Consider the following 23,555-nt stretch of genomic DNA (forward strand, 5'->3'; position numbering starts at 1 on the left):
TTTCATGGATTATCACAGCCCCGCCAGTTTTGCCGAGGCGTCGGCTCTGGCTGCAAACGCAAAAGGGGTCACCCGCTTTTTGGCCGGAGGCACGGACGTTCTGGTGCAGTTGCGCTCGGAACTGGTCACGCCCGATACGCTGATCGACATCAAAAAGATCGACGGCGTCAGCGATATAACCCGCAACGCGGACGGCAGTTGGACACTGGGTGTTGCTGCCACAGGTGCCGAGATGAGCGAGCACCCTGAGCTGGGCAGCGACTGGCCTGGCGTGGTCGAAGCGATGGACCTGATCGGATCGACCCAGGTTCAGGGTCGCGCAACGCTGACCGGAAACCTGTGCAATGGCTCTCCGGCGGCGGATTCGGTGCCTGCGATGGTTGCCGCTGGTGTGACCGTTTCTGTCACTGGCCCAGATGGAACGCGTGATGTGGCTGTCGAGGAAATCCCAACCGGACCCGGCAAGACCTCGCTGTCCAAGGGTGAGGTGATCTCGGCTGTGAAAATCCCCGCACGCGGAGACAACGCTGGCGACGCCTATCTGCGGTTCATCCCGCGCACTGAGATGGACATCGCCGTTGTTGGCGTGGGTGTCAGCCTGCGTCTGGACGGTGATACCGTGACTGAGGCCCGCGTCTCGCTGGGCGCGGTCGCGCCGACTGTCCTGCTGGTTGAAGACTGTGCCAAGGCCATCATCGGCAGCACTCTGGACGATGCTGCGCTGGACGCGCTGGCGGCTGCGGCATCGGCCGCCTGTAACCCAATCGACGACAAACGCGGCACGATCGCATTCCGCACCGAGGTCGCTGGCGTTCTGGCCAAGCGCGCCGCGAAAATCGCCTATGCCCGCGCGAAGGGAGAGAAAGCATGAGCAAGCTCCACGTAACGACCACCGTGAACGGCGATGAGGTCGATTTTCTGTGCGACCCGCGCGAAACCCTGCTGGACTGCCTGCGCGACAAGCTGAACCTGACCGGCGCGAAAGAGGGCTGCGGCACCGGCGATTGCGGTGCCTGTTCGGTCACTGTGGATGGCCGTCTGGTCTGTTCCTGCCTGATGCTGGGCGCTGAGGCCGAGGGTAAGACCATCGAAACCGTCGAAGGTATCGCCGATGGTGACGTGCTGCACCCGCTGCAACAGAAGTTCATCGAACATGCCGCCCTGCAATGCGGCATCTGCACGCCGGGCATTCTAGTGGCAGCCAAATCTCTGCTGGAGAAAAACCCCAACCCGACCGAGGAAGAAACCCGGTACTGGCTGGCGGGTAACCTGTGCCGCTGCACCGGTTATGACAAGATCATTCGCGCCGTCATGGAAACGGCAGAAGAATTGCGGGAGGCTTCGTAATGGCTCTGGACGATCGTAAAACGGAATTCACTTTTGTTGGCACCCGTCCGAACCGCCCTGACGGGTTGGATAAGGTGACGGGCCGCGCCAAGTTCGGCGCGGATATGTCTGCGCCCGGCATGCTGCATGGCGCGATCCTGCGCTCACCCCACGCCCATGCGCGGATCGTGAAAATCGACACATCGAAGGCTGAGGCGCTGAAAGACGTCAAAGCTGTCGTGACACGGGCTGATTTCGCCGACGTGCCGTTCAAGCCGGGTTTGGCTGGCGAATTCTGGAACGTGCTGGAAAACGTCATGGCGGGTGAAAAAGCTCTTTATGATGGTCATGCGGTGGCTGCTGTGGCGGCGACCTCGGCACTGGCCGCGCGGGATGCGCTGAAGCTGATCGAAGTCGAATACGAGGTCCTGCCCCACGTCACAGACGTGGACAAGGCGATGGCCTCGGATGCGCCGGTCATCCGCGAAGGCGCTGCGGATTACTCTGTGCCCGAAGGGATGCACCCGAACGTCGTGCGCTATCATGAAAGCGGTCACGGCGACGTCGAGGCGGGGTTCGCCGAGGCGGATCTGATCCACGAGGACAGCTTTGTTACCGAGGCGACGCACCAGGGCTATATCGAACCCCACGCCTGTCTGGGCATGTTGGGCAATGACGGCAAGGGTGAGCTGTGGTGCACCACGCAAGGCCACTGGATTGCGCAGAAAACCTGTGCGGCGCTTTTGGGGATCGAGACCTCGCAACTGCGCGTGACCGCGTCCGAGATCGGCGGCGGCTTTGGCGGTAAAACCACCGTGTTTATCGAACCCGTCGCGCTGGCGCTGAGCCGCAAGGCCAACCGCCCGGTCAAGCTGGTCATGACCCGGTCCGAGGTGTTCCGGGCGACGGGGCCGACCGCCTCGGCCTCGATGGATATCAAGATCGGCATGAAAAAGGACGGCACGATCACGGCGGCGCGCGGTGAGTTCCGTCTGCAAGGCGGCGCGTTCCCCGGCGCGCCCGGCGATATGACCGCCATGTGTGCCTTTGCGGCCTATAATCTGACCAACGTCAAACAGATCGGCTATGACGTAATGGCCAACCGTCCCAAGCAAGCCGCTTATCGCGCGCCGGGCGCGCCGATGGGGGCTTTTGCGGTCGAGTCGGTCATTGATGAGATGTGCAACAAGCTGGGTCTCGACCCGATTGAGGTGCGCCTGAAGAACGCCGCGCATGAGGGCACCAAGGCGAGCTATGGCCCGCGCTATGAACGCATCGGTCTGGTCGAAACGCTTGAGGCCGCCAAGGCGCATCCGCATTATTCGGCGCCGTTGAAGCCGGGGCAGGGACGCGGCGTCTCCTGCGGCTTCTGGTTCAACCACGGGGGTGAAACCTCGGTAACCTTGGCGTTGTCCGAAGACGGATCAGCCCAGTTGATGGTGGGCACGCCCGACATTGGCGGCTCGCGCGCGTCGATGGCACTGATGGCGGCTGAGGTGCTGGGCATTCCATATGAGAACGTCCGTGTCACCGTCGCAGACACCGCAACGCTGGGGTATAATGACGTCAGCCACGGTAGCCGGGTGACCTATGCTTCGGGTCTGGCGACGATCAAGGCGGCGCGCCATGCTGTCGAAAAACTGTGCGAACGTGCAGCGGCCAAATGGGATATCCCGGTTGAAGCCGTGAAGTGGGAAAACGGTTGCGCCGTGCCTTCGGGCCCGAACGCGGGCGACTTTGACCCGATGCCGCTGGCAGATATCACTGCCAAAATGGGACGCACCGGGGGTCCGATCTCGGGCCATTTTGAGGCGACGCCCGAAGGCGCAGGCGTGTCCTTTGGCACCCACATTGTTGACGCCGAGGTCGACCCGGAAACCGGCAAGACCACGATCACCCGCTATACGGTCATTCAGGACGCTGGTAAGGCGATCCATCCGACCTATGTCGAGGGCCAGTTCCAGGGCGGTGCCGCGCAAGGTATCGGCTGGGCGCTGAATGAGGAATATATCTATGGCGAGGATGGACGGTTGCAGAACTCGATCTTCCTTGACTATCGCATTCCGGTCGCCAGCGACCTGCCCATGATCGACACGGTGATCGTCGAAGTGCCCAACCCCGGCCACCCCTTCGGTGTGCGCGGAGTGGGTGAGACGGGCATCGTGCCGCCCTTGGCCGCCATCGCCAATGCTGTGTCCAACGCAGCTGGCGTGCGGATGAAGCAACTGCCGATGTCCCCGCCGCGCATTCTGGCGGCGCTCAAGGACAATGGTTGAGGTCCACCTCTGGTCCGGCCTCCGGTCTTTGACCGGGGGTCAGCAGGTGGTGGAGGTCGAGGCCAAAACCACCGGCGATCTGCTACGGGAACTGGTCAGGACGCATCCGCAACTGGAAGGCCCAATTGAGGCGGGCGTGTCCATCGCCATCGACGGACGCGTCATCGCAACCGGTTTGACGGAACCGATCCCCGAAGGCAGTGAAGTTTACCTAATGCAGCGTCTGCGTGGCGGTTAGGACGGCGACCAAGGCTCGCGGCCAACCATGCGGTCGGCCTCGGCCGTGATGTCATTCATATGTTGTTCAAGGCTGAGGCGCAGATCTTCTATCTGCTCGTCAGACGCTTTGCGCGGCACGGTTTCCGTCCATTCTCGGCACAGAAACACGCCCTTGTTGCGCCAGGGGCGCGGCATCAGCAACCGGTCCCATGTGCCTGCCTCGCGACCATGTTCCGCGGAAAAAGTAATCCCGAACACCCGCTTGCCTGAGGTCCTCGCCCAGACTAAAGGCACCGTGGACAACACCCTTTCCGGCCCGCGTGGACCGTCTGCGGCGATGCCGATGGAAATGCCTTGCTTCATTTTGCCGATCACTTCGCGCGACACGGCAATGTTATTCGATTTCTTGCTGGTCATGGCGATCGTGTCCATGCCGAACAGCTTTTGCACGCGACCAACCATGCTGCCGGCTCGAGCAGAAGAGGTGATGGAGCAGATGGGCCCCTTGTCCAGCGGGTAGAAATAGGGCGATTGCGCCAGCCTTTGGTGCCACAGCACCACAATGACCGGTTCGCCCTGCTCGGCCAACTGGTCCAGTTCCTCATAGCCAATACGCTGCCATTCGGTGTTGCGATTGACCAGCCGGATATACCACGCAATGCGCCGCGCAGCCCAGTTCAACAGGGCTTCACTATCAGCGATCTTCTTGCGGATACTCACGAGCGGGGTCCTTCTGCCAAGCAAATTGTGTCTTATAGAACTCAACGCCATGCGCAACTTGTTTGTCGCATGGGTTTAGAGCGGCGGAATCTGAAAAAGCCTCTTGAGTCCGCCGCGCGGCTGGCATATCTGATGCCCACCTTAGGGGTATAGCTCAGTTGGTAGAGCGACGGTCTCCAAAACCGTAGGTCGCGGGTTCGAACCCTGCTGCCCCTGCCATTTCCCAATATCGCTGACATCCACGCGCCAATTTGGGCTATTCCTTTGCATTCCGGTTTCCTCGGCCCGGCGATTGGCATATTGTCCGGCGAAACACCCAAGGACCGGATGAGGATACATGTCGCGTTTCGATGGATATTTCCTGCGGCAATTGCTGATTCTGTTCGGCTTTTTCACGCTGGTTCTGGTGGGGGTCTTCTGGATCACCCGTTCGGTCAGCCTGTTTGATCGTGTGATCAGCGGCGGTCAATCGGCGATGGTGTTTCTGGAATTCACCGCGCTGACCCTGCCGACCCTGATCCGAACGGTGATGCCCATGGCTGTGTTTGCCGCCGCCGTTTATGCCACCAACCGCCTGAGCCGCGAAAGCGAGCTGACGGTTATGTTGGCGACGGGCTCCAGCCCATGGCGTCTGGCGCGGGCAGTATTTCTGTTCGGGCTAGTGACAGGTTTGATGATGGCCGCGATCAGCGTGTTTCTGCGCCCGGCCTCGGTCGAGCAGCTTGAACAACGACAGGCCGAGGTCGCAGGCGATGTCACCGCGCAGCTTCTGAACGAGGGTGAGTTTCTACATCCTGCCAGCGGCGTAACGGTTTATATCGGACGGATTGACCTGGATGGTACACTGTACGAAGTCTTCGTCTCGGACCGCCGGGATCGGGCCAGTACAGTCACCTATTCCAGTAAAACCGCTTATCTGGTCAACAATGGCAGCGGCATTCATCTGGTTATGGTGGACGGGGTGGCGTTGCGCTTGGATCAGCAGGGCAGGACCTTATCATCGACCCTGTTCGAGGATGCTTCATACGACATATCCGAACTGGCTCATGGCAACGATATGAGCCAACGAAGTCTTGAGGCGATCCCGACCCTTGAATTGTTGGAAAACCGTCAGGCGTTGACCGCAAACGAAGGGTTCAGCGAAGGAGAGCTGGTGGATGAACTGCACCAGCGGTTCTCATGGATTGCCATCTGCGTAGCGGTGGCCATGGCGGGATATGCAACCCTGATGCTGGGCAGCTTTTCCCGTTTCGGTTTGTGGCCGCAGATTTTTGGGGCGTTTACTATTCTCGTTTTGCTGGAAGGTGTTCGGGGGTTCGTGTCGCCTATTGTGATCGACGATCCCGCGCTGTGGGCGGTTCTCTACCTGCCCGCCGTGATCGGCATCCTCATATCCTGCCTGTTCTTGCTGATTGCGGGGCGACCACTTTTGCGGAAAAAGCCACGAGAGAGCGATCTCGCCTGGCCGCAGGCCTAAGCCGTCCGCAATTCCTGCAGGCAATCTAGAACATCGCCAAATGCTGGGCTGTCGCGGCGCGTGACCAGATAGAGCGGCAACATCAGGTCATAGGCATCTGCAACGGGCGCAACCTGCCCAGAATGAAGGTATTCAGCGATGACATAGCGTGGGAAATACCCTAACCCACCGCGCCGCAGGACATAGCGTAGGGCCATCATGCAATTGCCCAGAAACACCGTCTGGCCCGAAGCCCGATGCGCGGTGGATCGAATGTGATTCTGATAGACCTCCCCTAGTTCCAAATTGACGAAAATCGGGTCAGTTCCGGCATCAGGGGTCTGGACCAGCACCAGTCGCTCGGGTGGCAATTCGTGAAACATGACCCGTCTGTCCGACGGTTTCTCATGGGTCAAGGCCGCGTCAAGAACATGGGTGGCTACCGCATCAACCATATTCAGGTCATGATCATAGTTGAGCGTCAACAGCAGCTGCCCCAGGTCGTCCTCATAGCGGATTGCCAGATCGACCAGCAGCGGGTCCCAGATGCTCAGTTGCGCGCCCAGGCGCAGGGCGACCCGGTTCTGCGACTGCGCGGGCAGATCGCGTGAGGCAAAGGACCAGAGCGACAGCATCTGTTCAGCATAGGGCCGGAACTGCCGCCCGAATTCGGTCAGGCCGGTCCCGCCTGCCCCACGGGTGAACAGGGCTTTGCCGGTTTCATCCTCGATCAGACGAATGCGGGCGCTTACAGCGGTTTGCGTCACGTTCAGCTTGCGGGCGGCAGCGTGGAAGCCTCCGGTCTCGGCGACGCACAGAAAGGTCTCAAGGGCTTTGATTTGCATGTTGAAAGTAATTTTTGATCGAAGTGATAAAATCAATTCATTTTTTCGCTCAGCTGGAGTGGAGTAAGCTTTCGTAAACGGATCGATGAAAGGACCGCTTCCATGCTGGACAAAAGCCACAAACCCACTTGGACCAGTTTCGAAGAGGCGACAAAGGCCGATTGGGATGCCGTGATGGAGTATGAAGAGGCGTACAACGCCGCTTTGCCCGACCGTATTCTGGACGCTATCCGGTCGCTGGACGAGGAGTGGACGCCATACCCGGTCAACCGCTATCAGCATAGTTTGCAGGCCGCGACCCGCGCTTACGAAGATGGGGCTGATGAGGAACTGGTGGTCGCTGCTCTGATCCATGACACCGGCGATATCCTGTCGCCCTACAATCACGGTGAGCTGTCAGCGGCGATGATGAAGCCCTATGTCAGCGAGAAGACCTATTGGATTTTGAAACATCACTGTGTGTTTCAGGGCTACTACTATAACCACCACCTTGGCGGCGATCGCAACGCCCGCGACAAGTACCGCGACAGTCCTTATTGGGAGGACTGCCGCTATTTCTGCCATGAATACGATCAGAAGGCGTTCGACCCGGACTACCCGACCAAACCGTTGGAGTTTTTCGAGCCCATGCTGCGTCGCGTATTGAACAAGGGCGAGGGGCACATGGAATTGAACGAGACTTCCGAAGGCTAACAGGACGCCATCAGCCGATAGACGATCTGCGCGGCGGTGAAATCCCACGCCGCGTTGCCATCGGGAGCCAGTTCGACCACGTCAAAGCCCACGCATTTGCGGCCTTTCAGAGCGTGCTCGACCAGCCGCAGGGCTTGGTAATACCCAAGCCCGCCCGGAACCGGGGTGCCGGTTGCAGGCATCAGAGAGGGGTCAAGCCCGTCCACGTCAAAGCTGACATAGACTAGCTCGGGGAAATCCTCGGGCAAGTCGACGGCGTGGATACTACCGGTGACCAGTTCTTCGGCATCAACATGGAAGACGTGGTTTTTTAGGCGGCTTTGCGCCTCTTCGGTGGAAAAAGCGCGGACGCCGAACTGGGCCAGTTTGATGCCTTCTTCAGCCAGCAGATGCATGACTGACGCGTGAGAGTGTTTTTCGCCCTGATAAGCATTGCGCAGGTCCGCATGGGCGTCGATCTGCACGATGCCGATGGGTTGGTTCAGCGCCCGCGCCACGCCCATCACCGCGCCGTAGCTGAGGGAATGCTCTCCGCCTAGCGTTACTGGAACTTTGCCTGCGCGAATTGCGGCCTCGGTGCGTTGGGCGAGGCGCTCCATCACGTCAGGGAGGGGGCCTTCGCAATCCAGCGGGTTTTCGGTGAAAATGCCCTCGACGCAGGGCTCGGTATGGCCGGTGATACGCTCCAGTTCGTTGCTGGCTTCGATGATGGCTTCGGGGCCTTTGGCGGTGCCCGCGCCGTAGGACACGGTGCGCTCCAGCGGTACGGGGATCACGCGGAACCGCGCGTCTTCGGTGCGTTCAGACGCGGTCAGTTCACTATCGAGGAAAATGCTCATGAGAGGCGGTCCTTAAAGTCGTCATAGCCGAACTGTTTGATGATATTCAGCGCATCCGTTTCGCTGTTCCACAGGGCGATGGTCGGCAGGGGCACCCCATTGAACGTGTTGGTTTTGACCATCGAGTAATGCGCCTGATCGAGGAAGGCAAAGCGCTGCCCTATCTCCAGCGGTTTGTCCCATGTGTAGTCGCCAATCACGTCACCAGCCAGACAGGAGGGGCCGCCGAGGCGGTAGGTATGGCCTACCTCGGCCTCTTCCATCAGGGCGGGACGGTAAGGGGCCTCGATCACGTCGGGCATGTGGCAGGTGGCCGAGATATCGGTGATGGCGAGATTCATGCCATTAGTGGGCAGGTCGAGGATTTCACCGATCAGAATGCCCGCGTCCAGCGCAACGGCCTCACCGGGTTCGAGATAGATTTCCACGTTGTAGGTTTCGCGGATGGTCTTGATGAAAGCGACCAGCCCCTCGCGGTCGTAATCATCGCGAGTGATGTGGTGCCCACCGCCGAAGTTCAGCCATTTGAGCTGTTTGATGAACGGTTTGAGCTTGGGCTCGATCGCTTCCCACGTGCGTTGCAACGGCTTGAACCCCTGTTCGCAGAGCGTGTGCATGTGCAGCCCGTCGACTCCGATTAGTGTGTCTTCGGACAGTTGGCTGACGGGTGTCCCGAGGCGCGAGCAGGGCGCGCAGGGGTCGTATTTGGGTATCTCGCCTTCGGAATGTTCTGGGTTGATGCGCAGGCCGACCTGAACGTTCGCGGTTTGGGCTTTTGCCAAGAAGCGGTCCTTTTGCGCAGGCGAGTTGAAGATGATGTGGTCGGACAGCGACAGGATTTCGTCAATATCTGCGTCTTTGTAACCAGCGCAAAAGGTTGCAACCTCACCGTCATATTCCTCGCGACCCAGTCGTGCTTCGTAGATGCCACTGGCGCAGGTACCGCCGAGGTGGTGGCGGATCAGAGGGGCCAGTGAGAACATCGAGAACGCCTTGAGCGCGCTGAGGACATGTGCGCCGGACCGGGTGCCGATCTCTGAGAGGATGGTCAGGTTCCGCTCGACCGCTTTTTCGTCGACCACAAAGCAAGGTGTGGGGACGCGGCTGAGGTCGAAATTGCGGAAGGCGCCGGCGTCTCCGGCTTGGGTCGTCATCATGTCGGACATGTCCGGCGTCTCCGATTGTGGTGAGGCCGGGGGCTCTGCCTGTCGCCATTGGTGCTTGAACCAATGGCGCATCAATGGCGACCCCCGAGGTACTTTTGAACAGAAGAAGTTCTGGGGATTAGAATTCGACGGGACCGTCAAGTTCATGAACTTGCCATGGCAGGCCGTGATTGTTCAGCATATCCATGAAGTCATCGGGGTCGAGTTGTTCCATGTTCCAAACGCCCGGCTCGCGCCAGTTGCCTTTCAGGACCTGTGCCGCGCCGATCATCGCGGGAACGCCGGTGGTGTAGCTGACGGCCTGGGAGCCGACCTCAGCGTAGCATTCCTCATGGTCGCAGATGTTGTAGATATAGTAGGTTTTTTCGCCCGAGCCGTCCTTGGCCTGACCTGTGGCGATGTCGCCGATGCAGGCTTTGCCCTTGGTTTCCGCGCCCAGATCGCCGGGATCGGGCAGCAAGGTTTTCAGGAACTGGATCGGGATTATCTCTTTGCCGTCATGCATCACCGGATCGATGCGGGTCATGCCGACGTTTTCCAGCACTTTGGCGTGCATGATGTAGGCGTCGCCGAAGGTCATCCAAAAGCGGGCGCGTTCGATCTCGGGGAAGTGGGTGCTGAGGCTCTCCAGTTCCTCGTGATACATCAAGTACATGTTCTTGGGACCGATGGCGGGGAAGTCGAACTCGACCTTGTGGGTCATGGCGGGGGAATGTTGCCACGCGCCGTTTTCCCAGTGACGCACTTCGGCCAGCACTTCGCGCAGGTTGATTTCCGGGTTGAAGTTGGTGGCGAATTCTTGATCGTTGCTACCGCCATTGGCGTCCAGCACGTCGATCTGGCGGATCGTGTCCAGCTTGTGTTTCTTCAGCCATTTGGCGAATACGCTGGTCACACCCGGATCGAAGCCAGATCCGAGGATGGCGGTCAGGCCCGCCGCTTTGAAGCGCTCCTGATAGGCCCATTGCCAGTGGTATTCGAACTTGGCCTCGTCCTCGGGCTCATAGTTCGCGGTGTCGATGTAGTGGATACCGGCCTCAAGACACGCATCCATCAGCACCAGATCCTGATAGGGCAGGGCGAGGTTCACAAGGATTTCCGCGCCGGTTTCTTTGATCAGCTTGACCGTGTCTTCGACCTTGTAGGCGTCCAGTTCGGCAGTAGCGATATCTACACCAACGCGGTCTTTTACGGCTGCGGCGATGGCGTCGCATTTCGATTTCGTGCGGCTGGCCAGAGTGATCTCGGTGAAGATGTCCGAGTTCATCGCCATCTTGTGCACGGCTGCGTGGGATACGCCGCCGGCGCCGACAACCAGTGTTTTGCCCATGGTCTGTCTCCTTCTTATTCGTAATAGGTGTAGCCGTTGATTGAGTCGCGATAGGCGCTCATCAGGGTTTTGCGGTCCTTGGCTTGCAGAGTACCGGTAGAGATCGCCTCGTCTACCATTTTGCGGAAGGCGGCAACGCAGTCTTGCGGGTCGAACTCGACATAGGACAGGACCTGACTGATCGTGTCGCCCTCTTGCTCGTGCAGCAGGTCGAAGCCGCCATCGGCGCGCAGGTCGATGGTGACGACGTTGGTATCGCCAAACAGGTTGTGCAGATCGCCGAGCGTTTCCTGATAGGCACCGACGAAGAAGACGCCCATGAAGTACTCGCCGTCCTTGGGCAGGGAATGCACCGGCAAGCTGGGTGAGACACCGTCGGCCAGAATGAATCGGTCGATTTTGCCGTCGCTGTCGCAGGTGATGTCTGACAAGACGGCGCGGCGGTCGGGGGTTTCATTCAGCCCTTGGAGCGGCACGATCGGGTGTAGCTGGTCGATCGCCCAGACATCGGGCAGGGATTGGAACAGCGAGAAGTTGCAGTGGTAGATATCGGCCACTTTCTCAAGCTGATCGTCTACATCCGTGTCCAGATCATCGCTTGCGGCCAGCGCCTTGAGGCGGGCCATCAGCGACAGATAGATACGCTCGGCGCGGGCCATCTGGCGCAGGTCGACATAGCCGCGACGGAACAGGGCGCGCAGTTCGTTGCGGTAAAAGGTGGCGTCGTTCCAGCATTCTTGCAGACGATCTTGGCTGAGGTATCCGTGAACGGCAGCAAGGTCCGAAACCAGATGGTTGTCGTCAGGTTCCACATCCGGTGCGGTCGGTGCATCGTAAAGCGTGCTTTCCAGCACATTGAATACCAACATCGAGGATGTCGCCACCACCGCACGACCGCTTTCGGTGACCAGCGTTGGGTGGGCGATTTCGGCCTCATCCATCGCGTAGGCGACGGTCTCGACGACGTTGGCGCAGTATTCCTCGACAGTGTAGTTGATCGAGTTCTCAGCGGCCTTTTTCTCACCGGTATAATCCACGCCCATACCTCCGCCGAGGTCCAAATGGGTCAGCGGTACGCCCTCGCGGGTAAGTTCAGTGTAATAGCGGCAAGCTTCGCCGACGGCGCGGCGCACATCGTTGACGTCTTGCACCTGAGAGCCCAGATGCGAGTGTTGCAGCTTGAGGCAGTGTAACAGGCCCGCCGCTTTTAGTTTGTCCACCGTGGCGACTAGCTGGTCGGTGTTCATCCCGAAGGCCGAGCGATCGCCCGAGCTTTCTTCCCATTTTCCGCTGATCTGGTTGGTCAGTTTTACCCGCACGCCGATCAGCGGTTCGATGCCCAGATCGTTATAGACCTCGATCACCGTGTCGGCCTCTTTCGGGCTTTCCAGAACGATGACGGTGTTGAAGCCGATCTTGCGGGAAAGAATGGCCAATTGGATGAATTCGGCATCCTTGACGCCATTGCAGACGATCAGTGCCTCGGGGGCCAGACGATGGGCCAGCGCCACAACCAGTTCGGGCTTGGAGCCCGCTTCCAGCCCATAATTGTATTTCTTCCCGAACTCGACGATCCGGTCGACGACCTGTGCCTGCTGGTTCACCTTGATGGGGAAAACACCACGATAGGCGCCCTTGTAGTTAACGCGCGCGATGGCATCGCGGAAGCTTTCGTTCAGATGCGCAATCTCGTGTTCCAGATACGAGGTTACGCGCAGCACCATCGGGGCCTTGATCCCCCGGTCGTCCAGATCGGACAAGATACCGGGCAGGCTGATTGCGGCGGCTTCGGGGTGTATCGGGTTGCGCAAACCGATCTCGCCCTGCTCTGTCACCTCGATGAGGCCCTTGCCCCATTTTTCAACCCCGTAGATGGAATGCGGTGCGTCGGGCGTCTGTTTCAATCAAGTCAGTCCTTAACGTAGGGTGCCGGTTTAGCGCCCGCCAATACGGCAGCAATTTGATTCGTCCAAGTGTAATCTATGTATCGCGAATTGCCGAATTTAGGCCAAGGTGCGGATTGGGATCAAGTGGTTGTCCCAATGGCATTTGGCGCGCGCCATGATGTGGGCACCCTCGGTGATCTCTCCGACCGCGCCCGTGCCTGTGGTAAAGACAAATCCCTGCTCGGCAGAGCCGATGCCGCAGACATCCGTCAAGGAATAGGCCGCAGTCAAATTGCCGGTTTCGACATCGAATTGATGCAGCGCGTTTCCTCGGGGGCAGGTGATGGCGACGGTTTTGCCATCACTGGCGAAAGCGATGCTGCCCGCGTAACTCTGAAGGGTGCTCTGTTCTCTCTCGGGCGCGGTCAGCAGGCGCGGGGCCGTGCCGCGCCGGTGCAGTCCCAGCAGCGGCGGGTGCCGTGTTTTGTCCCCTTGCCATTGCAGCGCAAAGGCCACCAGGCCGTCGAGCCGGACAGCCAGATGGCGGATCGAGTTTCTGTGCAGCGCGCGCGGCAGTTCCATCTGTTCTATAACCGCGCCAGAGTGGTCCAGATAGGTCAGGTTGGGGCGCATGACGGGCAGGTTCAGCTTGGTGCGCCCTGTTTCGGGATGGGTTTCGATGCCGCCATTGGCCACAACAAGTGTTTGGCCGTCGGGCATCAGGCGCATGTCATGGGGGCCGATGCCGCCCGAGGGGAACTCACCCAATCGCGCGTAATCTCCGGTATTCCAGACGCCGATCACGCCTTGGCCTGCCTCATAGTCGTTTTCTGTGGTGTAGAGCGTCGCCCCATCTAACGAAAACACGCCGTGGCCGTAGAAATGGCGGTCTTCTGGCGCGTCCAACCGGGCGGTTTGGGCTCCGGTTGCGCAATCGATCACCAACGCAAAAGTGCCCGGTCGGCGGGCAAATGCCACCGCCTGCGCGCGCTGAGGGTGCGCGGCCGCCGCGTGACCCCTTGCTGGCAAGGGTAACGTGAACAGAATATCTCCCTCGGCACTCAGCCCCGCCAGCCGGTAAGAGCCATCGGGAAACAGCGCCGCCGCCAAGTAGTCGGGCGCGCCGACCGCTGCCCAACCGCCTAAGGGTGTCATGCTGGCGGCGGCAAGCCCGGCAAGAAAATGGCGGCGGCTGGTCATGGTCAGTCACCGTCCAGTGCGTTGAACCCGGCGCTGATGCCCAGGGTCGGGCCCAGATCATTTGCGGCAATCTGGCGGACATCGTTGATCGACTGTTGCAGCGCCTCGATGCGTAGACGGCCCAGCGGGTTGGCCACCCCCGCAAATGCAGGGTCGTTCAAGGCTTGCGCGCGGGCAATCGCATTGTCGAACGCGCCGTCCATGTCTGCCGCAATGGCAGGATGATCCGCAGACAGGCGCATGGCCAGATCACGCAGCGTGATCAGCGACAGTTCCACATGGCGCACGGACCGCGCAGACCGGCGCGCCTCGGCCCTCTTTGGACGGGGGCGGTCGAATGTGCCCAGCGGGCGTCCAAGGCGGGTCTCGGACGTGAATTGAAGGCCGGTGGACAGTGCCTTGTATAGCTCTTGCAGAGCTTCGTTTTCGGACCGATAGGGGCTGTCGCCGCCGGGTTGCGTCACGTGTTCGGCAAAGGGTTGCCAATCCTCGGCGATGGCCTTTGCGTTGCGGTCGATGTCAGTTGTGATCGCGCGGATCAGGGCGCAGCGATAGGGGGCTTGGCCCTGATCGGCAAAGGCGGGATCAAAGAGCATCATCTCCAGCGCGAAAAACCCGCGCCCGGCGATGGAGGTTTCGGCAAAGGCTTTGGGGTTTTCTACAACGGGGTCGCTGGTCGAGATCAAACCGCTCAGGGCCTTGGGCGTGAACCCCTTGGTGTCTGGCCAGAAGGCCAGCGCAAAGGCGCGGTCGTCCCGTTCAGACGGTCCGAACCGAAGGTGACTGACCAAGATCCAATCGTCGAATGCGTCATAGAATGCGGCCTGCAGGTCAGGTGATACGGGATCGCACCCGGCCTGCGCGGCCGAGGCCAAAGTGCCGGTCGTCTCGGATAGTCTCGCATAGCCGGGCAGAACGTGTGCGTCGACCACGTCCGTCAGAATCGCAGCACTGTCCTGTGCTGTGGCGGGCAGGGGCAAAGCCAAAGCAAGGGCAAGGAACAGCGGGCGCATCAGAGGCTCTCCAGAAAGCGGATCAGGGCGTCTCGGTCAAGCTTGGGCATCGACACAACCGTATCGCGCGCCGCTTGCGCCTCGCCCCCGTGCCACAGGATTGCCTCTAGCAGGGACCGCGCCCGCCCGTCATGCAGGAATTGAGTGTGGCCCGAAACCTGTTGGGTCATCCCGACGCCCCACAGCGGCGGCGTGCGCCATTCCCGACCCGTAGCGCGCGCCTCCGGGCGGTGGTCGGCCAGACCTTCGCCCATGTCGTGCAGCAGCAAGTCGGTATAAGGCCAGATCAGTTGGAAACTGTGTTCGGGCCGGTCCTCCATACGGTGCGTGACATAGGCAGGGGTGTGGCACAATGCACAGCCGGTCTGGTGGAAGACCTGCTTTCCGCGCAGCACTTGCGGGTCGTCTGCATCTCGACGTTCTGGCACCCCAAGATTGCGGCTGTAGAAGGCCACAAGGTCCATACCCTGCTGATCAATCTCGAACACACGGTCGTCGCCATCGCCATGCGGGGCATTCACGCAGTCCACCTGCAACTCCGTGCAGTCACCATGGGCCGCAGGGAACAGAGGGCTGGATATCCCGATGTCTCCGGCAAAGGCACCTGCCGATTGCTCCAAGATAGTCGGCATCCCAGCCTTGTAGCCGAACCGCCCCATCATCGGCGCATCGAATTCGGTCGACCACACAATGTTGGGGCGGCCTGAGATACCGTCCCCATCAACGTCTTCTGGGTCGGCCTTGGCCAGTATGTCCCCGACCGGGATCGCTTCGAGCAGACCCAGCCCGATCATCTGCGGTGCCACACGTGGGCTGAGCATCGCCTGCGGGTGCAACGGCCCATAGCCCAGATCGGCGGCGGTATAGGTCGGTGCGCGCAACGTGACCGTCTCACCATCCAACAGCTCGACAGGGACTTCCGTGTAGGTGATGTCCAGCCGGTATTCTGCCGGGTGGCCAGGCAGGGCGAGGTCCTGCATCTGGCCGCCGTAGTTTGGCTCTGGCTGCGTGGCGATATAATCCGCGATCTCGGACTGGCCCGCCCCGCCAGGGATTGAGACGCGCAGGAACATCGACACCGCGCTGTCCTGTGGGCCATTCGGCGTATGGCCGCGCCCGTCCTTGATGTGGCACCGCTGGCACGACCGCGCGTTGTAAAGCGGCCCTAACCCGTCCGAAGCCAGCGTCGAAGCCGGCGACGAAACCCATAGCTTTTTGAACAGCCCGTTACCGACTTTGAAATCCAACTCCTGCTCAAACTCCAGATTGCCCGACGGTTGCGAGAACGCATCTGCATCCGCGCGCAACCGCACGGTGGCCGCCCCTGCCGGCAGGTCCTCGAACCGTTGTGGCACGCTGAAATCCTCGGGCGCGGCGGTGACATCCGCGATCCGGGCGGCCTCGTCTTCGGTTCTGGGCTGGAAGTTGAGGTGCAGGTCCTGCAACCCGGTCGGGAAAGAGGGGGTGGCCGCCAAAGCAGCCACCGCTACGATCGAAAGCTTACTCGCCTTCGTCCATTTTCGATGCATTGAGATGCGCATAATTGGCTTCGCCAATCCTTTCATACAGATCAAGCTGCGTTTCGAGGAAGTCGATGTGACCCTCTTCATCGCTGATCAAACCTTCAAACAGGGACATGGTCACATAGTCCCCCGCCTCGCGGCAGTATTCGCGGGCCTCCACATACAGGGCGCGCGCGTCGTGTTCGGCTGCTAGATCACATTCCAGAGTTTCCTTGGGCGTCTGCCCGATGCGAAGTGGGTCCAGCTTTTGCAGGTTGGGATGGCCTTCCAGAAAGATGATCCGTTCGATCAGCTTGTCCGCGTGGCCCATCTCCTCGATGCTTTCCTCGCGACTTTTCTTGGCCATGTGACCAAGGCCCCAATCCTCCTGCAAGCGGTAGTGAAGCCAATACTGGCTGACCGCCGTCAGCTCATGCCGCAGGGATTTGTTGAGGTATTCTATGACTTTGGGATCGCCCTTCATGTGCTTTCTCCTGTGATGCTGCGGACCGCAATGTCCGAAGCTGCATGGGGATTTCCAGCTTATCGCTGGACCGCATCGTGTCTAGGAAAAGTGGCATGCATCCGCCACAATCCGCTGATTTTCCAAGGGCATGATAGATCTTGCCGGGGGTGATCACCGCATGGGGATCGGACGCGCGCATCCAATCGATCGCGGCATGGATGTCGGTGTCCGAGATATTGGTGCAATGGCAAATGATCATGGCAGAACGCCTTTAGCTGTTTATTCTGACTATAATAGTCGGTTAATTACTGACTGCCCTGCGGCAAACCGTCTGCCAGCCCTCAAAAACCTGCGAGGCGACTATGAGATGCCGCCTCACAGGTGCGGGATCACTGGAAGACTGCGTTGGGGTTGTCCAAACTGTCCGAGCCTTCAAAATCGATCTGATCCAGCTCCAGCTTGGTGACGATGCGTTCGATGGTCTTGGTCTGATCGATCAGGCCGTTCACGCCGCCCATGATCAAGGCCTCGCCACCTGCATTACCGCGTTCCAGCATTTGGTCATAGGCGAACCCGGCCTCGGCTGTCGATTTGATCCGGCCCAGCGCCTGCATTGTATTGGCCAGCTTCACCTTCATCTCGGCATCCAGCGCGGGGTCGGTCGCAGTGACAAGATCAGACAGCGATGCGCCCGAGATCGGAGTGCCGTCGATCCGGGTGTAACTGCCCAGATAGACATTCTGGATGCCCAGGCCATCGTAATAGTGGCTGTTATGGGTGTTGTCCGAGAAGCAATCATGTTCCTCTTCCGGATCATTCAGCATCAGGCCGAGGCGCATCCGCTCACCGGCCTGTTCTCCATAAGACAGCGAGCCCATGCCGGTCAGAATTGCGCTGACGCCTGCGGCCTCGTTCTCGGTCAGTGCCAAGCGCGCATCACCGCCTTCAACCCATTGTGCAGCCATCCAGTCTAGATCGTTGACCAACAAATCGGTCACAGCGCGCAGATATTCTCCGCGACGGTCACAATTCCCGCCGGTGCAGTCTGCGCCTTGGGCAAAATCTGTCCACGGGCGGTTTCCGGCCCCGGCGCCGTGGCCGTTCAGGTCCTGCCCCCAAAGCAGAAACTCGATTGCATGATAACCGGTGGCTACGTTCGCTTCGATTCCATCAGCCTCATGCAGGGTTTCGGCCAGCAGTTCGGGGGTGATGTGGCTGGCATCGATGGTTTGGCCCGACAGGGTAAAGCTGGGGTTCGCGATGACGTTCAGCGCGGCAAACTCGTTCTCGTCCGATGGGCCGCCATAAGTGGCATCCACATAGTCGATCAACCCTTCATCCAACGGCCACGCGTTCACTTTGCCTTCCCATTCGTCGACAATTGGGTTTCCGAACCGGTAAACCTCGGTCTGCTGATAGGGCACGCGCGCGGAAATCCACGCCGCCTTGGCCGCCGCCAACGTCGCGTCCGAAGGGTTCGCGATCAGGGCATGCACCGCCGTCTGTAGCATTTTGGCGGCGATCAGGCTGTCATCGTATTTCGCTTGGGCGATATTGGCGTAGGTGGCGAGGATGTCGGCTTTCGAGGGGGTCTCGGCCGCGGACGCATTGGTTGCAACGCACAGCGCCAGCGCGCTGGCAGCAGCATGGAATCTGGTCATGGGATCAGGTCTTTTTTGTTAATTCAGAGTGGTCGGCGCACCTGATTGGTGCTGGCTGACAAATAACTGAGTGAATTGGTCGCCTATGTCAACCTGAGTTTTTTAATCAGGTATAAATTCCACGCTGATACCCAAGACAGATGATGCACAGATACTGGTCGGTCGAACCGAACGCAGCGAGTCTGTGGTCCAAAACTGTTTGGGGAACGAGAAAGCTGAGGAGGGGCTTGAACCCCGTTGTGCGGATCATGACCGAGTTCTGGTACGGTCCGAGAGTTCGCAGGCCGCTACATCCGATATCGTCAACTTATTGGCGACGGTGAGTTTCTGGCGGGCAAACTACCACAAAGCGCCACACCCAACCACACGGGATTTGTCACCCAAACGCTACCCAATCCCCAAAAGCGGACAACTATATTCCGCATTGCGAAATCAAACTTTCAAGGGGTTTTGGGTGATCCTGCGCAATGTTTGCAGCGGATCGCTGTCAGCCGCTTCGAGGGATTGTGACTTTATATCCGGTCTTGAATTCATTCGGCATACGTGTCGGACGTCCAGTTGTCAGATTGGTACACACATAGTCTGATCTGGCGCGCAATATCGTTTTGCTGTCACCCAATCGGATCATCTGAAACAGGCGACTGCAACGCAAACGCTCATCATTCACCGAGAGCCAGTTGTACACGACGATCTCATCATCCAAAAAAGCGGAGGACAGATAATCGATCTCGTGGCGCACTGCGGCCATACCGCGATTCAGGTCAAGGCAGGCTTGCTCGGTCAAACCGACATGCCGCGTATGTTCCCAAACGGTAGCATCCATCCATTTCAAATAGACAGCGTTGTTTACGTGGTGGAAGCCGTCCAGATCGCCCGCCGTGACCTTGAACCGTTTCCAGAAGGAGTTTGGATAATCTGCAAGTGAGGATATGTCTTCGTTCATTGCGCGAAATACACCGTTGTGAGTCTAAAATGGAGAACGTGAAGAGGCCTTTGACGAGCCTACTCTGACAACCATAAGGAATGCCCTATTGTCCATTGATCCCTTCAAAGAACGGCAAGACATCTATTTGATTGCCTGAGTTTGGTTGCGAAACAACCACGGCTTTAGCAGCAGAGTTATGATTGGCATTATCAGATATGTCATCGACACAACCTGAATTGTGACGATGCTGAGCGTCTGTGCCCAACGTGGCCAACCAGTCATGAAAGGAACGAGGAAAACCTGAAGCGCAAAGACAAGGGCAAAGATCACAACGATCAATACAACAGCCATTTTATGGCGTGGTGGTGGAACGGCTGCAGGGATCTCGGGCATATCGAACCACACTTCGAGACCGGTCTCGCTTTTGCGATCTGCATCGCCATCGGATATCCCTTCCAGCTTGGCAATCCACTCGGATCGCTCGGGCGAGGTTTCCCAGGCGGCAGCATGTTCGTAATTATCGAAACGATAAATCATGACGTAGCGTCCGCCAGTCTTTTCGGAAGGGCGCAAAATGCTTAAACCTTGTTGCCCCTCGAAATGCGATGCAGCCTCGGCTATGCCTCGGATCCAATCCTCGAATTCGGCCTCGCGCCCCGGCACGACGCGACGTGAAACAGAGATCGTTACGGGGTTGTTGTCCGTGTCTCGGTGATGTGTCATGTGATCAGTCATTGTGAGCCAAGTTTCCTGCTATGAGGCGCGTGAACGACCTTTGATCAGCCGAAACGCAGCGCCTCTGCGGTTTTCCTAAACCAACATCAATCTGTGTAATTGCAAAGTGGACCCACGCATCGCTGAAGATCCCTGATGTCTTGGTTTTCAAGAGCTCGAGATGCTTTCAAGCTCTCGTTCCACGAGATCCAACCGGTCCTTGCCGAAAAACATTTCTTCTCCGACAAAGAAGGTGGGGATGCCGAAGACACCACGCTCGACAGCTGCGCTGGTGTTGTTTTTCAAGCGCTCTTTGACCGCATCTTCATTGGCACGCTCCAACAGATTTTGACCGTCGAGTCCTGCATCGTTCATCGCCGAGACAAACACGTCCGGATCATCCATTTTGAGCCCCTTTTCCCACATTGCGACCATCCCTGCCGTGATGTAGCTGCCTTGAAATCAGTCAACCTCAGCGGCTGCCGCCGCCCGCATCATAAGCAACGTGTTAACCGGGAAATGGGGGTTCATTCGGAACTTCGACAGCTTATGCCGGCGAATAAACCGTTCGAACTCCACGCGGTCGTAATCCAGCTTACCTTTGACGTCCCGGAACATGAGAAACGGAGACTGATTGCCTTTCGCTTTGAATATCCCGCCCAAAAGACAAGGAATGTAGTTGAACGACGCGCCGGTTCGGGTCTTGATGTCATTGACCAGGCAATGGGCCAGATAGGCGTTAGGGCTGCCGAAATCGTAGATGAAGTCTACCTGAGCTGTCATGGTTCGCTCCAGTTACCAGGTTTCTTTCCAGGGACGCAGGTCCATCTCATGCGTCCAGGCCGTACGGGGTTGTTTGTGCAGCATCACATAATTCTGCGCGATATGCTCGGGGTTCAGAATACGGTCTTCCTCGCGCATCTGGTCCACATCCGGGAAATGTTCACGGATAAAATTGCTGTCGATGGCCCCGTCGATCACCGTATGGGCGACGTGGATGTTTTTTGGCCCCAACTCGCGCGCCATGGACTGCGCCAGCGCCCTCAGCGCGTGTTTCGCGCCCGAAAAGGCCGAGAACCCGGCATTGCCACGCATACTGGCCGATGCTCCGGTGAAAATGATCGTCCCGCGTTCGCGCGGTAGCATCCGGGCGGCGACCTCGTGACCCATCAAGAACCCGGCGAAAGCGGCCATCTCCCAGACCTTGCGATAGACGCGCGGGGTGGTCTCGGTGATGCCAAAACGCACATTGGCCCCGATGTTGAAAACGGCGACCTCGATTGGGCCAACCTCCTCCTCGATCTTACCGATCAGATTGTGCATCTCGGTCTCATCCCGTGCATCAGCGGGATAGGCGCGGGCCTGATGACCCTCGTCGCGGATTGATTCCGCCAGCGCCTCAAGAGCATGGGCATGGCGGTCGCGGCGAACGACACAAGCGGTTAACCCCTCGCGGGCAAATGCCCGGGCGATAGCAGAGCCTGTGTCATCGCCAGCTCCGATTATCAAACATGCACCATTGGGGTTCTGCATCTCGTTCTCCTCAGTAGCTCAACATCCGGTCAGCCGTGACCGCGAAACAAACCGCGCAGCAGATGGATCGTAAATCGAGCCTGGCTGGGCAGATAGCCGCTGGATTTCGGCAGATCGTCCTGCGCTTCACGGACCCGGTGATTGTAAAAGATGTGGAAATCGGGTGAAGGTAGGTCTGCCTGTTCGACGATCCGGGCCGAGGGCACCAAAATCAGTTTTGGAAACAGCGGCACGTTCAATTTTTCCAGTGCCGGGTTGCCGCATGCTGTGCATCTGCCACGCGCCAGCAAAGGCGGCTGCTTCAGGCTTTCGTATACAATTTCACCACACCCGGCCTGGTCCACGTCCGCAGCACGAAACAGCAGGATATCGCCATATTCGGCATCGTTGAACCGCTGGCAAATGGTGCAGTGACAGATCGCCCTAAACAGCGGGCGACCTTGTGTTTTGAAGTGAACCTGCCCGCAGCTACAGGTGCCGTTGGAATGCGTCATCTAACTCTTCCTTGTTGCGGGCAGGGTTCCGTGAGATCAGGCGCGGACCTTTTTGACCGCTTTGCCGTTTTTCCAGAACCGGTACATCACGCGCAGCGCCGGCCAGACACCGTCCGCTTTGGTCTGCACCTTCTTACCTTGCGAGATGCGTTCGATCTGCATGGTGTACCAGCTGATCTCCATGATCGCCATTGCGTCGATCTTCTTCAGACCCGAACGGATGGGCGCAACATGCGATACGTGCTTGGGGTTCTGCAGAACATGAGTGCCGAACTTGGGATCGACGGCGAAGGGACGGGCCACACCGGCCATATCCAGAGCGCCGGTTGCCAGAGCTTCGCTCATGCCCTCGGACGAGCGGAAACCGCCGGTCACGACCAGAGGGGTCGAGATCTGGCTTTTGACCTTTTCGGCATATTCCAGGAAATATGCCTCGCGCTTGAGGGTGCTCTCCTTTTTGACTTCCTGCTTGCCCTTGCGGTTAACCGGGTTTTCCCAGCTGCCGCCCGAGATTTCGATCAGGTCGATGCCCAGACCGTCCAGACGCTTGGCCACTTCGATCGAGTCTTCCTCGGTGAAACCGCCCTTTTGGAAGTCGGACGAGTTGATCTTGATGCCAACGTTGAAACCGGGGCCGGTACGGGCGCGGACGCGTTTGTAGACCTCTTCGACAAAGCGGAAGCGGTTGTCAAAACTGCCGCCCCATTTGTCTTCGCGGCGGTTGTGATGCGGCGACAGGAACTGGCCGATCAGATAGCCATGCGCGCCGTGCAGCTGAACGCCGGTGAAACCTGCCTCTTCCAGACGGGCGGCGGCTTCGGCGAACCGGTCGATGATGTCCTCGATCTCGGAATCGGACAGCTCGCGCGGGGGGGCGAACATCTCATTCGGGATTGGCACGACCGAAGGTGCAACCGGTGCGTCGTTGACCATTTTGGGCGACTGCTTGCCCGGGTGGTTCAGCTGCGGCCAGATATGGGTGTTGGTCGCCTTGCCGGTGGCCGCCCATTTGCGCAGCAGGTCCATGTTGCTGTCCAGCAGCGCATCCACGACCAGCGGTTCGTTCATGTGCTTGCCGTCAACCATCATGTTGCCGGTGATCAGCAGGCTCGCGCCGCTATGGGCCCATGCCTCGTACAGCGAGACGTGAGCAGGTGTGACTTTACCGTCCGGAGTGGCCAGAGCTTCGTTCATCGAAGCTTTGCAGATCCGGTTGCGCAGAACCGTTCCCGATTTCAGCGTCAGGGAATCCCCAAGCGTTGCCATTTCTGTGTTTCCTTGATTCGTCGTT

General features: G+C 59.0%; 25 protein-coding genes and 1 tRNA gene. 7 read left to right on the top strand and 19 right to left on the bottom strand.

The window, feature by feature from the left end; all coding sequences use genetic code 11:
• Positions 1-4: 4 nt before the first annotated feature.
• From GOV79_RS16960 to GOV79_RS16975, 4 genes are read left to right on the top strand one after another with little or no spacing between them, the layout of a single operon-like run.
• On the top strand, positions 5-871 hold the full coding sequence (locus GOV79_RS16960; protein WP_170790728.1) for an FAD binding domain-containing protein: 867 nt from the start codon (positions 5-7) through the stop codon (positions 869-871).
• Positions 868-1,347 (top strand): (2Fe-2S)-binding protein, encoded by a 480-nt coding sequence (locus GOV79_RS16965; RefSeq protein WP_170353362.1) that lies wholly within the window; start codon positions 868-870, stop codon positions 1,345-1,347. Before GOV79_RS16960 ends, GOV79_RS16965 begins: the two co-directional genes overlap by 4 nt.
• Complete coding sequence (locus GOV79_RS16970) at positions 1,347-3,602, top strand: xanthine dehydrogenase family protein molybdopterin-binding subunit (protein WP_170790730.1); 2,256 nt, start codon at positions 1,347-1,349, stop codon at positions 3,600-3,602. The genes GOV79_RS16965 and GOV79_RS16970 overlap by 1 nt, the downstream gene beginning before the upstream one ends.
• Positions 3,595-3,840, top strand: a complete 246-nt coding sequence (locus GOV79_RS16975) for a MoaD/ThiS family protein (RefSeq protein ID WP_170353360.1) — start codon at positions 3,595-3,597, stop codon at positions 3,838-3,840. Before GOV79_RS16970 ends, GOV79_RS16975 begins: the two co-directional genes overlap by 8 nt.
• On the opposite strand, the gene GOV79_RS16980 is transcribed toward GOV79_RS16975, so the two are convergent.
• Positions 3,837-4,541 carry a lysophospholipid acyltransferase family protein gene (locus GOV79_RS16980; RefSeq protein ID WP_170773862.1) on the bottom strand — a complete coding sequence of 235 codons (705 nt, stop codon included), beginning with the start codon at positions 4,539-4,541 and terminating at the stop codon, positions 3,837-3,839. The two genes, GOV79_RS16975 and GOV79_RS16980, sit on opposite strands and share 4 nt — an antisense overlap.
• Before the next feature lie 143 nt (positions 4,542-4,684).
• Here GOV79_RS16980 and GOV79_RS16985 point away from each other — a divergent pair.
• Positions 4,685-4,760, top strand: a tRNA-Trp gene (locus GOV79_RS16985).
• Positions 4,761-4,878: 118 nt separating this feature from the next.
• On the top strand, positions 4,879-6,018 hold the full coding sequence (gene lptF, locus GOV79_RS16990; protein WP_170786887.1) for an LPS export ABC transporter permease LptF: 1,140 nt from the start codon (positions 4,879-4,881) through the stop codon (positions 6,016-6,018).
• On the opposite strand, the gene GOV79_RS16995 is transcribed toward lptF, so the two are convergent.
• Complete coding sequence (locus GOV79_RS16995; RefSeq protein ID WP_170790731.1) at positions 6,015-6,842, bottom strand: LysR family transcriptional regulator; 828 nt, start codon at positions 6,840-6,842, stop codon at positions 6,015-6,017. The two genes, lptF and GOV79_RS16995, sit on opposite strands and share 4 nt — an antisense overlap.
• 102 nt (positions 6,843-6,944) lie before the next feature.
• Here GOV79_RS16995 and GOV79_RS17000 point away from each other — a divergent pair, with 102 nt between their 5' ends.
• Positions 6,945-7,535 carry an HD domain-containing protein gene (locus GOV79_RS17000; protein WP_170773868.1) on the top strand — a complete coding sequence of 197 codons (591 nt, stop codon included), beginning with the start codon at positions 6,945-6,947 and terminating at the stop codon, positions 7,533-7,535.
• Here the strand turns inward: GOV79_RS17000 and speB are convergent.
• From speB to GOV79_RS17080, 17 genes are all read right to left on the bottom strand, one after another.
• A complete protein-coding gene (gene speB / locus GOV79_RS17005) occupies positions 7,532-8,374 on the bottom strand; it encodes an agmatinase (protein ID WP_170790733.1) in 843 nt (280 codons plus the stop codon). The genes GOV79_RS17000 and speB overlap by 4 nt on opposite strands.
• Positions 8,371-9,540 carry a carboxynorspermidine decarboxylase gene (nspC, locus tag GOV79_RS17010; RefSeq protein WP_170790735.1) on the bottom strand — a complete coding sequence of 390 codons (1,170 nt, stop codon included), beginning with the start codon at positions 9,538-9,540 and terminating at the stop codon, positions 8,371-8,373. The genes speB and nspC overlap by 4 nt, the downstream gene beginning before the upstream one ends.
• A 118-nt stretch (positions 9,541-9,658) precedes the next feature.
• Positions 9,659-10,870, bottom strand: a complete 1,212-nt coding sequence (locus tag GOV79_RS17015) for a saccharopine dehydrogenase family protein (protein WP_170790736.1) — start codon at positions 10,868-10,870, stop codon at positions 9,659-9,661.
• A 14-nt stretch (positions 10,871-10,884) separates the two neighbouring features.
• Positions 10,885-12,774, bottom strand: coding sequence for a biosynthetic arginine decarboxylase (gene speA / locus GOV79_RS17020; protein ID WP_170790738.1), 1,890 nt, complete (start codon positions 12,772-12,774; stop codon positions 10,885-10,887).
• Between the two features lie 99 nt (positions 12,775-12,873).
• Positions 12,874-13,956 carry a DUF1513 domain-containing protein gene (locus tag GOV79_RS17025; RefSeq protein ID WP_170790740.1) on the bottom strand — a complete coding sequence of 361 codons (1,083 nt, stop codon included), beginning with the start codon at positions 13,954-13,956 and terminating at the stop codon, positions 12,874-12,876.
• 2 nt (positions 13,957-13,958) lie between these two features.
• Positions 13,959-14,969 carry an imelysin family protein gene (locus GOV79_RS17030; RefSeq protein ID WP_170790741.1) on the bottom strand — a complete coding sequence of 337 codons (1,011 nt, stop codon included), beginning with the start codon at positions 14,967-14,969 and terminating at the stop codon, positions 13,959-13,961.
• Entirely contained in the window at positions 14,969-16,498 is a 1,530-nt protein-coding gene (locus GOV79_RS17035) for a di-heme oxidoreductase family protein (RefSeq protein ID WP_170790831.1), read from the bottom strand. Before GOV79_RS17035 ends, GOV79_RS17030 begins: the two co-directional genes overlap by 1 nt.
• Positions 16,470-16,955: a bacterioferritin gene (bfr, locus tag GOV79_RS17040; protein WP_170773884.1), complete on the bottom strand. Its 486-nt coding sequence runs from the start codon at positions 16,953-16,955 to the stop codon at positions 16,470-16,472. The genes GOV79_RS17035 and bfr overlap by 29 nt, the downstream gene beginning before the upstream one ends.
• Positions 16,903-17,196, bottom strand: a complete 294-nt coding sequence (locus tag GOV79_RS17045; protein ID WP_170790743.1) for a (2Fe-2S)-binding protein — start codon at positions 17,194-17,196, stop codon at positions 16,903-16,905. Before GOV79_RS17045 ends, bfr begins: the two co-directional genes overlap by 53 nt.
• A gap of 130 nt (positions 17,197-17,326) precedes the next feature.
• Positions 17,327-18,598 carry an imelysin family protein gene (locus GOV79_RS17050; protein ID WP_170790745.1) on the bottom strand — a complete coding sequence of 424 codons (1,272 nt, stop codon included), beginning with the start codon at positions 18,596-18,598 and terminating at the stop codon, positions 17,327-17,329.
• Positions 18,599-19,085: 487 nt separating this feature from the next.
• Positions 19,086-19,541, bottom strand: coding sequence for an acyl-CoA thioesterase (locus GOV79_RS17055; protein ID WP_170790747.1), 456 nt, complete (start codon positions 19,539-19,541; stop codon positions 19,086-19,088).
• Between the two features lie 123 nt (positions 19,542-19,664).
• Positions 19,665-20,246: an antibiotic biosynthesis monooxygenase gene (locus GOV79_RS17060; protein WP_170786873.1), complete on the bottom strand. Its 582-nt coding sequence runs from the start codon at positions 20,244-20,246 to the stop codon at positions 19,665-19,667.
• 159 nt (positions 20,247-20,405) lie between these two features.
• On the bottom strand, positions 20,406-20,672 hold the full coding sequence (locus tag GOV79_RS22270; RefSeq protein ID WP_331252706.1) for a DsbA family protein: 267 nt from the start codon (positions 20,670-20,672) through the stop codon (positions 20,406-20,408).
• 27 nt (positions 20,673-20,699) lie between these two features.
• Entirely contained in the window at positions 20,700-21,020 is a 321-nt protein-coding gene (locus tag GOV79_RS22275) for a thioredoxin domain-containing protein (protein ID WP_214648140.1), read from the bottom strand.
• Between the two features lie 12 nt (positions 21,021-21,032).
• Complete coding sequence (locus GOV79_RS17070) at positions 21,033-21,770, bottom strand: SDR family oxidoreductase (RefSeq protein WP_170790749.1); 738 nt, start codon at positions 21,768-21,770, stop codon at positions 21,033-21,035.
• A 29-nt stretch (positions 21,771-21,799) separates the two neighbouring features.
• Positions 21,800-22,264, bottom strand: coding sequence for a GFA family protein (locus GOV79_RS17075; RefSeq protein ID WP_170790750.1), 465 nt, complete (start codon positions 22,262-22,264; stop codon positions 21,800-21,802).
• Between the two features lie 36 nt (positions 22,265-22,300).
• A complete protein-coding gene (locus GOV79_RS17080) occupies positions 22,301-23,530 on the bottom strand; it encodes an NADH:flavin oxidoreductase/NADH oxidase family protein (RefSeq protein ID WP_170790752.1) in 1,230 nt (409 codons plus the stop codon).
• Positions 23,531-23,555 lie beyond the last annotated feature (25 nt).

This window comes from Ruegeria lacuscaerulensis, from assembly GCF_013034745.1.
GTDB lineage: Bacteria > Pseudomonadota > Alphaproteobacteria > Rhodobacterales > Rhodobacteraceae > Ruegeria > Ruegeria lacuscaerulensis_B.